Origin of the sequence: Streptomyces africanus, assembly GCF_002150735.1 — a bacterium.
Taxonomy (GTDB): Bacteria; Actinomycetota; Actinomycetes; order Streptomycetales; family Streptomycetaceae; genus Streptomyces; species Streptomyces africanus.
The window spans coordinates 1-9,803 of the sequence record NZ_MUKA01000321.1; the positions used below are offsets into that span (position 1 = coordinate 1).

The window sequence follows — 9,803 nt, forward strand, 5'->3', positions numbered from 1 at the left end:
AGGACAACTACGAGGTCGACCGCGAGATCGGCGACCAGATCAAGTCGATCTTCCCGGGCCTGGTCGACGTGGCGGTCACGAGCCGCCGGTTCCTGGGCCGGGCCGTCCGGTACCTGGCCGTCGAGCAGGGTGTGCGGCAGTTCCTGGACGTCGGCACCGGGCTGCCGACCGCCGACAACACGCACGAGGTCGCCCAGCGCGTGGCACCGGACTCGCGGATCGTGTACGTCGACAACGACCCCATCGTGCTGGCCCACGCCAATGCCCTGCTCACCAGCACGCCCGAGGGCAGGACCGCCTATCTGGACGCCGACCTGTACGACCCGGAGGCGGTCCTGGAGGCCGCCGCGGGCACGCTCGACCTGTCCCGGCCGGTCGGCCTGATGATCCTCAACACGCTGGGGCATGTCGCCGACCACGAGCAGGCGCGGGACCTGGTGCGGCGGCTCATGGCCGGGCTGCCGGCCGGGAGCCACCTGGTGATCAGCGACAGCACCGCGACGAGTGAGGGCATGATCGCCGCGTCGGAGGCCTACAACGCGAGTGGGGCCGTGCCGTATCACGTCCGGCCGGTTGCCGAGATCGCCGGGTTCTTCGACGGGCTGGAGCTGGTGGAGCCGGGGGTGGTACGGGTGCCGCAGTGGCGGGCGGAGCCCGCCGAGGTCGACGCCGGTGGTGTGGACGCGTACTGCGGCGTGGGCCGCAAACCGTAGGGGATCAGTTCCCCGCGCCCCTGAGAGGCCACCCGGCGATAATCAAGGACATGTCCGCACCACCCCCCGCCCCCGAGCCCGTCCGGCGGCTCGTCGGTGATCTCCTCGCGGTGGGTGAGGCGTACGGCCTCGTCCTCGCGGGCGGGTACGCCGTGCTGGCGCACGGGCTGGTGCGGAGGGGCGGGCGGGGCGTGGACGTCGCCACCGAGCACCCCGCCGGGATGGACGGCATCGCCGACACCGTACGGACGGGGCTGGTGGCCCGCGGCTGGCTCGTCCAGACACGGGAGAGCGAGCCGCTGTCCGCCCAGTTCCTCGTCACCGACGCGGCGACGGGTGAGGCGTACGAGGTCGGCGTCCGCAAGGAGGTGCTGTGGCGCCCGCCCGTGCCGACCGGGCTCGGGCCGGCCCTCTCCCTCGACGACCTGGTCGGCACCCGCGTGCGGGACCTGGCAGACCGCGGGCTCGCCCGCGACCTGGTCGACGTACACGCCGCCTCGGCCCGCTGGAGCCACCCCGAACTGGAGGAGCTCGGCCGCCGGCACACCCCCGAGCCCTTCGACCTCACCGACCTCCAGGCCCGGCTGACCGGCACGGACTGGCTCGACGACAGCGCGTTCACCGCCCACGGCCTCGACGCCGAGGCCGTCGCCGGGCTCCGCCGCTGGGCCCAGGAGTGGGCCGACGACATCGCGGAACGGCTCATCGAGGGCGGCGCCCCGGAGGAGAGTGCCCAGGACGAGGAGTGACCCGCGCGGGGACCTACCGGTCGGTACGCTGACCGGATGGGGAAAGGGGCAACCGGGCCGGTGGGGGTGGTCGCCGCGCTCGTACGGGCGGCGTTCCTGGTGGACGGGGTGTACGCGGAGGCCGGCCGGGCGTACGGGCTGACACCCCAGCAGGGGCAGCTCCTCTGCGTGCTGATGCCGCAGCCGTACGGGATGGGCGAGCTCGGCGAGATGCTCGGGCTGGCGAAGTCGAGCCTGACCGGGCTGGTGGACCGGACGGTGCGGCGCGGACTGGTGCGGCGGGAGGCCGACCCGCGCGACGGCCGGGCCGTGCGGGTGGGGCTGACGGAGGAAGGCGCCGCGCTCGCCGGGAAGTTCCACGCCGAGACCTGCCGCCGGGTGGAGGCCCTGCCGTCCGGACTGAGCGGCGCAGAACGGGAGCGGCTGGCCGTCCTGCTGTCGCGGGTCGTGGCCGACAACGAGGTTCCCGCGGTGTTCGTGGAAGCCGAGCGGGTGCCCGGCGCCGAGTAGCGGACCGGCCACAGCCGAGTAGCGGACCCGCCACAGCCGAGTAGCGGACCTGCCACCGAAACAGCTCAATACCCAGCCACCGGCGCCATCGCCCGCCGCTCCCGCCTCGCCGCCGCCATCAGCGCCAGCGTCACCCCGGCCGACACCGTCGCCATCGCCGTCATCGCCCCCGCCGGGGAGGTCAGTTGGGCCACCGAGCCCGCGAGCACCGCCGCCACGCCCTGCATCGTGAGCATGCCGGCCGAGTGCAGTCCCAGGGCGTGGCCCGTGAGGGTGTCGGGCGTCAGGGCCACCAGGCGCTCCTGCTGGACGAGGCTCGCGCCGAAGCCGACCGAGGCCAGCGTGACGGCGGCTGCCGCGAGCGGGAGGGGCGGGTGCAGGAGGAAGGGCAGGTACGGGGTGGCCAGGAGCAGCAGGAGGGGGTGGCCCAGGCGGGGGCGCAGGCGCGGTGGGACCAGGCGGCCCACCAGGACGTCCCCGGCCAGCATGCCGAGCGCCGCGAAGGCGAACAGGGTGCCGGCGGAGTCGGGGGCGTAGGAGACGTAGAGGGATTCGCAGCCGACGACCAGGCCGTTCGGGATCCACAGGGCCAGGTAGATCCGGCGGCGGGGTGCGGACGACCAGAGCAGGGCGTTGGCGCGCCACGTCGCCGGCACCGAGGGGCGGCCGGCCGTACGGGGCGGGCGGCTGGTCAGGCCGAGGCGGACGACCACGGCCGCCAGGACGTAGAGGGCGGCCGACGCCAGCAGGGAGATCCGCGGGGACAGCAGGGCCACGAGCGCGCCGCCGGTCGCGTATCCGGCGATCTGCATGAGGCCGCTCATCATGTTGAACACCGAGCGGCCCAGCAGATAGCCGTCCTTGGAGAGGATCTCGTTCAGCAGGCCCCAGCGCACTCCCCCGCCCACCGACTTCGCCAGCCCCATGGCCAGGACGATCGCGAGAAGGGCCCAGATCGGCAATCCGGGCAGGGCCAGGGCCGCCGTGCCGGCCGCGAAGACCAGGGGCAGGGCCGTCAGGGCCGCGCGCGGGGGCAGCCGGTCGGCCGCCGAGAGCAGCAGCGTCGCGCCCAGCACCTGTACCAGCGACTCGCCGAACATGCTCACCGCGGACAGCAGCGGCGACTCGGTCGCCCGGTAGACCAGGGTGCCCAGCGCCAGTCCGCCCATCGTCTGGGCGACCGTCTGCGCCGACGCGGCCAGGAAGAACGGGGTGAACTCGGGGGTACGGAACAGTTCGCGGTAACTGCGCATGCGGGGAGTCTCCGGTGGCCCGGACCGCGTGGTTATTGTTTCGCGCAGGTGCGAAACGTCGCAGGTGCGAAACATCGCAGGTGCGAAACATCGGGGGGTGCCCATGGGCTGGTGGCAGATCAACGCCGACACCCTGGCCGGAAGCCGGTTCCTGCTCTCCCCGCTCGCCGAGACCTTCGCCTGCCTCCAGTCGCTGCACCGGGGCACACCCACCCACCCGGGCGAACGGGCCTGGCTGCGCGACCACCTGCCCGGCTACCGGGCCCGGCTGGCCGCCGACCCCGTGACCGCGCTGCTCGTCCGCGCCGGGCTGGGCCGGTCCTGGATCGCCGACTTCCTCACGCCCACCCCGAGAGACCGGGAGACCTTCGAGGAAGGGGTGGCACGGGTGCGGGCGGCCCGCCCCGCCGAGGCCCGCGCCCATCTGCGGACCTCCCTCGCCGGCCCGCTTCCCGCCGCCCTGGACCGGGACGACCTCCCCGAGCGCGCGGCCGGCCTGCTGACGTACGTCTGGACCGAGACCGTACGGCCGGACTGGGACCGGCGCCGGCGGGTGCTGGAGGCGGACGTGGTCGCCCGTACCGCGCAGGTGAGCCGGGGCGGCTGGGCGGCGGCGTTCGACACGCTGCGACCGGGCCGGACCCGGTGGCTGGGCGACAACCGGCTCCAGGTGAATCTGCACGAGTACCCGCCCCGCGAGATCTCCGGGGCCGAGCTCCTGTTCGTGCCGGTGACCCCGAAGACCGGCTGGGCGTCCTGGGAGGAGCCCGACCGGTACGCGGTGATCTACGCGTGCGCGGGCGTGCTCGCCGACCCCGGCGGCCGGACCGTGCCCGCAAGCCTCGGCGCACTGCTCGGGGCCGCCCGGGCCGGTGTGCTCGTCCTTCTCGACTCCCCGATGAGCACCAGCCAGTTGGTCGCCGTGACCGGCCAGGGCCTCGGCTCGGTCGGCCGGCATCTGAGGGTGCTGCTGGACGCCGGGCTGGTCGAGCGGCGCCGCGCGGGCCGGTCCGTGCTGTACGCGCGGACGGCGGCGGGGCAGGTGCTGGTGGAGGCCGGAACCGGCCGGGCCGGCACCGGCCGGAGTTAGCATCCGCTCATGACAACTAGCAACGGTTCCTCTCCCCTCGACGTCGAGATCGGTGCCCTCCAGGGCGGTTCCGCCGACCTGTCCCAGTACGCGGGCAAGGCGGTGCTGGTGGTGAACGTGGCCTCCAAGTGCGGCCTGACCCCGCAGTACAACGGGCTGGAGAAGCTCCACGAGCGCTATGCCGAGCGCGGCTTCACCATCCTCGGCGTGCCCTGCAACCAGTTCCTCGGGCAGGAGCCCGGCAGTGCCGAGGAGATCGCCGAGTTCTGCTCGGCGACCTACGGCGTGACGTTCCCGATGACCGAGAAGGTCGAGGTCAACGGCGAGAACCGGCACCCGCTGTACGAGCGCCTGACCGGCTTCGCCGACGCCGAGGGGCACAGCGGGGACATCCGCTGGAACTTCGAGAAGTTCCTGATCGGCCGGGACGGCACGGTCGTGGCCCGCTTCTCCCCGCAGACCGAGCCCGAGGCGACGGAGCTCGTGGCGGCGATCGAGGCGCAGCTGGCCTGACACGGCCCCGTTGACCTTGCCCCTGGGGCAGGGCCGAGCCTCCTCGTCATCGGGCGGAAGAGCCGCCCGATGACGGAGGATGCGGTGGTGGACGTACCGGACCGAGACCTGCTCACCATCGGGGCGTTCGCCACGCGCGCCCGGCTGTCGGCCAAGGCCCTGCGGCTGTACGACCGGCTGGGGCTGCTGTCCCCGGCGCACGTCGACGAGGCCACCGGCTACCGCTACTACCGCGCCGGCCAGGTCGAACAGGCCCGGCTGGTGGCCATGCTGCGGCAGCTGGACATGCCGCTCGCCCGGATCGCCGAGGTGGTCGCGGCGGGCGACGGGCCGAGCGCGGCCGTGCTGCTCGGCGCGTACTGGGCGGATGTCGAGGCGCGGTTGGCGGGGCAGCGGACGCTCGCCGAGTACCTCCGTGGACGACTGTCGGGGAGGAGCTCCGAGATGTACCAGAAGTTCGCGATTCTGACGGTGGACGTGCCCGCGCAGGTGGTGATCACCGAGAAGCGGCACACGCTGGCGGACGAGCTGCCGGCGTGGATCGGCGCTTCGCTGGGCCGGCTGAAGGCGGCGGCCCGGGAATGCGGGGGCGTGGCCGGGGTGCCGTACGTCGCCTACCACGCCGAGGTGTCGATGGAGAGCGACGGCCCCGCCGAGGCGTGCGTGCCGGTCGCCGACGAGGCGGCGGCACGGGCGTGGGCGGAGCGGCACGGGCGGGCGTGGGAGACGGCGGTGCGGGTGGAGCCGGCCCGGCGGCTGGCGTACACCCGGATCGCCAAGGCGCAGGTGGCGCACCCGCAGATCCTGGCCGCGTTCGAGGCGGTGGAGGAGTGGATGGCGGCCGAGGGGCTGACCGCGACCGGTCCGTGCCGTGAGCTGTACTTCGCGGACTGGGACGCGGCGGGAGCCGAGGACCCGGTGTGCGACGTGGCGTTCCCGGTGGGCTGATCGCCCTCAGGGGCCCGCGGGCACAAGCGGAGCCCTCTCGGCAAGGACGGCGAGGCTGGTCGAGAGGGCTCTTCGGTGGTGCTTGTGCTGTTGTCGAGCGGTGGCTCAGGCCTTGACCGAGGCCACGAAGGCGCTCCACGCGTCGGCGGGAAACGCCAGCTTGGGGCCCTCGGGGACCTTGGTGTCCCCGAGCTCCAGGGCCTCTTCGACGGTCGACCTGACCATCACACAGGCGCCGTTGTTGTTGGTGTAGGAGGACGTCGTCCACGTTTCCGTGGCGCCCAGACGAATTGCCATGTTCGCTCCGTAGCCAGTTGCGTTTACGCCAACCCTTGCTGGTGGTTGGCGTGATCGACGCTACTCGCCAACATCCTCGGTCGGAGCAGTCATTCACTCGACTGGATGGCATATTCCAGGGGAGACTTCCAGTCAGGCGTGTCAGGGGTGTAACATCCCGCACTTTGCCGGACGGAAGGTCCCGCGCCATGGCGCGCCACGGACGGTCAGCGCGCGTACTCCTTCGCCCGGCGCTCGATGAGCTGCCGCGACTGGTCCACGTTCAGCGACTGCGCGCGCAGGTGCTCGTACATCACCGTGTACTTCTGCACGTCGAGCGGCTTCTCCAGGTACAGGTCGCTGGTCACGCCCTCGATGTACACCACGCTGGAGTCGGCCGCGTCGGCGAACTCCAGGATCGAGTACTGGCCGTTGATGCCGGCGTGCGCGCCGACCTCGAACGGCAGCACCTGCACGGTGATGTGGGGCAGCTGCGACATCTCGATGAGGTGCTCCAGCTGCTCGCGCATCACCTGCCGGCTCCCGACGGTCCGGTGCAGGGACGCCTCGTCCAGGACCACCCACAGCCGCAGCGGGTCCGTCTCGGCGGTGATACGGCCCTGCCGGCGCAGCCGGACCTCGACGCGCTTGTCGTTGTCCGCCTCCGAGGCCTCCGGCGAGCCGCCCCGGATGATGGCCTCGGCGTACGCACGCGTCTGCAGCAGGCCGGTGATGATCTGGGGCTCGTAGACCCTGAGCGACTCGGCGTCCGTCTCCAGGCCGATGTAGACGCTGTACGGGATGTCCCCGAAGGCGTGCCACCAGCCCTGCTGCCGGGAGTCCTTGGCCATCTGCATCAGCGACTCGACGATCCGCTGGTCCTCGACCTCGTAGACACCGCACAGGTCGCGCACGTCGCGCTGGCTGATGCTGCGCCGGCCGTTCTCCAGCCGGCTGATCTTCGACTGCGAGACCAGCAGCCGCTCGGCGACCTCTTCGGCCGTCATGCCCTTGAGCTCCCGGAGCCTGCGCAGCTCCTGGCCCAGCCGGCGCCGCCTGACGGTGGGATTGACATTGGACGCCACGGGACGTGCACCTCCGGCTGCGTGCCTCTACTTTGCGTATCTGCTGTTGAGCAGACTGCCACCAAGGTGCTTCCTACCGCTGGGAAACGGTGGATATGCGACGGGTACACGCCAGTTCGGACAGCGGCTCCCGTGACCGGGTTCTGGGGGTACTGCGTGGTGCTGTGGGTCCGCGGCTCAGTGGGCCACGGCGCGCGCCATGCTCCCGTGGCGCGGCTGCATCGGAACGCCTCGGGCGGGTTCCGCTGCGGACCTGGCTCCGCCGGCGGCCTGACGGCCGGACGGGGCCGGGCTGCGGCGCGGCTGCGCCGCCACGCCGTTCTGGACGTCCATCACGGCGTGCGCGACGAGACCGCCCATGGGGTCGTGCCTGATCAGATCCCGCAGCCGGGACCGAGAGGAACGCCCCTCGTTGCCCGGGTACAGGTGCTTGCCGAGGCCGACCGCGTGTGCCAGGGCGGCGAGCGCGGCGGTCCGCGGGTCCGGCGGGACGCCGGTGCGGATCGCCGAGTCCAGCCGGGCCTTGATCTCCCGGCTGATCTCCGTGTCCGTCGCCTGGTAGCGAGTCGTCGGCAGCACTCCGCACATCTGGCCGGCCACGGCATGCACCATGCCGCACCGCTCCAGATGCGAGAGGTAGGTCTGGCGGAGCCCGAGACGCGGCCCGCCAATCCAGTTCACTGCCCGCACGGGAGCGCCGCGCCTACGCAGCAGCTCCAACGCGCAGTCCAACGTTGGATCTCCAGTCGGCCGTGGTACGACCACGGCGATACGATCCCCGTCTGGGGCTATCCGTCCGGCCAGTGCCAGCTCCACTAGCTGTGCTCCGGCCAGACCGAGGTCGAGCGACTGCGGCTGCGCAGTGGTACCCGTGGTCGGGTCCAATGCCAGCAGCAGAAGCTCCTCCGGAAGTGTTCTGCGGCTCCTGCCCATCCATGCCTCCCCGCGTGGATGAATGACAGGGTGACCCCTCTCACATTGGTCTGTCGAGGGTGCGTGACCGGTTCGTAGTGGAACCAGTAGGTATGTCGTTCTCGTCTACCGGATGGGTTCAGTGCGCGCACAGGACACTGGTACATGGTTCGGACAGCGCCTGGAGCGGTGTCACGGGCGGCGGTTCACGGTTCGGTACGCGCACGCGGGGAGTGCGGCGCGAGGAGGAGGCATCGGTGGCGGGCGAGTCCCCCGACAGGTCGAAGCAGCGCGAGTCGTCGGCAGAACCGACGTCGGGGAGCGCGAGTCCGGTTCCCGAGGCCAGGAGCGAGGCCCCACCCAAGCGTGACCCGCGCCTCGCGGTGGCCCGGGACACGAAGAGGTCCACGAAGCGAGGCGGCGCCGACACGGCGACCCGCGTGCTCTCCACCCGGACGGCGGAGAAGCCGACGGAGACGCCGGACACCGAGCGATCGGCTGACGCCGAGCGGGCAGCTGGCGCCGGGCGGGACGAGGGCGAGGCGGACGACGCGGTGGCGGATGCCGAGCGCGGCGCCGGCGACGCGGGCACGGCTGCCGCGGAGCGGGACGAGAGCGACGCGGGCGCGGCGGCTGACGCCGAGAAGGACGCCGGCGAGGCCGACACGGCCGCTGGCACCGGGCAGGGTGTGAGCGGCGCGGGCACCGAGCGGCAGGCGGGCCAGGCGTACTCGGCGGCTGACGCCGGGCAGGACGACGGCGACGCCGAGCAGGACGACAGCGACGCGGGCGCCGAAGGCGCGGCGGCTGACGCCGAGCCGGGCGCCGGTGACGCGGGCACGGCTGACGCGGAGCGGGATAAAAGCGACGCGGGGGCGGCGGCTGACGCCAGGCCTGACGGCGACGCCGAGCGGGACGAGAGCGACGCGGGCGCCGAAGGCGCGGCGGCTGACGCCGAGCCGGGCGCCGGTGACGCCGGTGACGCGGGCACCGCTGACGCGGAGCGGGATAAAAGCGACGCGGGGGCGGCGGCTGACGCCAAGCCGGGCGCCGACGGCACGGCTGACGCCAGGCCTGACGACGGCGACGCCGAGCGGGACGCCGGTGCCGAGGAGTCCCAGGAGCCTGCGGCCGCCGCCGGTGACGGGCGGCTGCGGGACGCCGTGGCCGCGTGGGTCGCGTCGGCCGGCCAGGACGAGGAGCCCGCGGCAGCCGAGGGCGCCGACAAGGGCTCTGAGGACGGCCAGGAGGCGGCTGAGAGGGCGGAAGAGGCCGCAGGGGCCGACACGGACGCCCGGAAGCCTGAGAAGCCTGCTGAGGCCGACGCAGACGATCGGGACGACCGAGAGGCCGAAGACCCGGACGACGCCGCTGAGGCCCGGGACGGGCGGGAAGAGGCCGACGAGGCGGAGGCGGACCGTTCCGCCACCAGCGGCACGGGCGATTCCGAGGCCGCCTCCGCGGACAGCGCCCCCGCCGACGACACCGACGACGCCCCCGAGTCGGACGACTCCGACACCGGCAAGGGCGACACCCCACCCCCCGTCGACCAGCCCACCGCTGTCTTCAAGGCCGTGCGGCCCCCGGTCGATCAGCCCACCACCATGCTGAAGCTGGGCGGGGCCGCCAAGGACGCCAAGGCCGCGCCCGAGAAGGAACCCGAGAAGGAAGCCGAGCGGACCAGCAAGTTCGTCGCGCTCAAGCCGCTGGACGATCCGTCGACGCGGAAGCCGGCGTCCGGTGCACAGGCCGGA

10 protein-coding genes and 1 pseudogene are annotated in these 9,803 nt (G+C 72.9%); 7 read left to right on the top strand and 4 right to left on the bottom strand.

Translation table 11 applies throughout. The features are described from left to right. The 3 genes from CCL05_RS33240 to CCL05_RS33250 all read left to right on the top strand — a co-directional run. On the top strand, window positions 1–713 hold a 713-nt coding region (locus tag CCL05_RS33240; protein WP_086564371.1), incomplete at its 5' end, for an SAM-dependent methyltransferase. A 50-nt stretch (window positions 714–763) separates the two neighbouring features. Next, a complete protein-coding gene (locus tag CCL05_RS33245) occupies window positions 764–1,462 on the top strand; it encodes a hypothetical protein (protein WP_086564372.1) in 699 nt (232 codons plus the stop codon). A 36-nt stretch (window positions 1,463–1,498) separates the two neighbouring features. After that, complete coding sequence (locus tag CCL05_RS33250; protein WP_086564373.1) at window positions 1,499–1,972, top strand: MarR family winged helix-turn-helix transcriptional regulator; 474 nt, start codon at window positions 1,499–1,501, stop codon at window positions 1,970–1,972. A gap of 65 nt (window positions 1,973–2,037) precedes the next feature. Here the strand turns inward: CCL05_RS33250 and CCL05_RS33255 are convergent, their stop codons facing one another. Then, window positions 2,038–3,225 carry an MFS transporter gene (locus CCL05_RS33255; RefSeq protein ID WP_086564374.1) on the bottom strand — a complete coding sequence of 396 codons (1,188 nt, stop codon included), beginning with the start codon at window positions 3,223–3,225 and terminating at the stop codon, window positions 2,038–2,040. Window positions 3,226–3,328: 103 nt separating this feature from the next. On the opposite strand from CCL05_RS33255, the gene CCL05_RS33260 reads away from it, so the two are divergent. The 3 genes from CCL05_RS33260 (at window position 3,329) to CCL05_RS33270 (ending at window position 5,776) form a co-directional block, all read left to right on the top strand. Then, entirely contained in the window at window positions 3,329–4,315 is a 987-nt protein-coding gene (locus CCL05_RS33260) for an ArsR/SmtB family transcription factor (protein WP_086564375.1), read from the top strand. A gap of 9 nt (window positions 4,316–4,324) precedes the next feature. After that, entirely contained in the window at window positions 4,325–4,828 is a 504-nt protein-coding gene (locus CCL05_RS33265) for a glutathione peroxidase (RefSeq protein WP_086564376.1), read from the top strand. Between the two features lie 69 nt (window positions 4,829–4,897). Next, window positions 4,898–5,776 (top strand): MerR family transcriptional regulator, encoded by an 879-nt coding sequence (locus tag CCL05_RS33270; protein ID WP_086564377.1) that lies wholly within the window; start codon window positions 4,898–4,900, stop codon window positions 5,774–5,776. A 105-nt stretch (window positions 5,777–5,881) separates the two neighbouring features. On the opposite strand, the gene CCL05_RS33275 is transcribed toward CCL05_RS33270, so the two are convergent. The 3 genes from CCL05_RS33275 to CCL05_RS33285 form a co-directional block, all read right to left on the bottom strand. Continuing rightward, window positions 5,882–6,073, bottom strand: a complete 192-nt coding sequence (locus CCL05_RS33275; RefSeq protein ID WP_086564378.1) for a DUF397 domain-containing protein — start codon at window positions 6,071–6,073, stop codon at window positions 5,882–5,884. A gap of 206 nt (window positions 6,074–6,279) precedes the next feature. Next, window positions 6,280–7,137 (bottom strand): helix-turn-helix domain-containing protein, encoded by an 858-nt coding sequence (locus tag CCL05_RS33280; RefSeq protein WP_086564379.1) that lies wholly within the window; start codon window positions 7,135–7,137, stop codon window positions 6,280–6,282. Between the two features lie 177 nt (window positions 7,138–7,314). Continuing rightward, window positions 7,315–8,070, bottom strand: a complete 756-nt coding sequence (locus CCL05_RS33285) for a GOLPH3/VPS74 family protein (RefSeq protein ID WP_086564380.1) — start codon at window positions 8,068–8,070, stop codon at window positions 7,315–7,317. A gap of 236 nt (window positions 8,071–8,306) precedes the next feature. Between CCL05_RS33285 and CCL05_RS33290 the strand changes: the two are divergent. After that, window positions 8,307–9,803, top strand: a pseudogene (locus CCL05_RS33290) (D-alanyl-D-alanine carboxypeptidase); the annotation flags it as partial.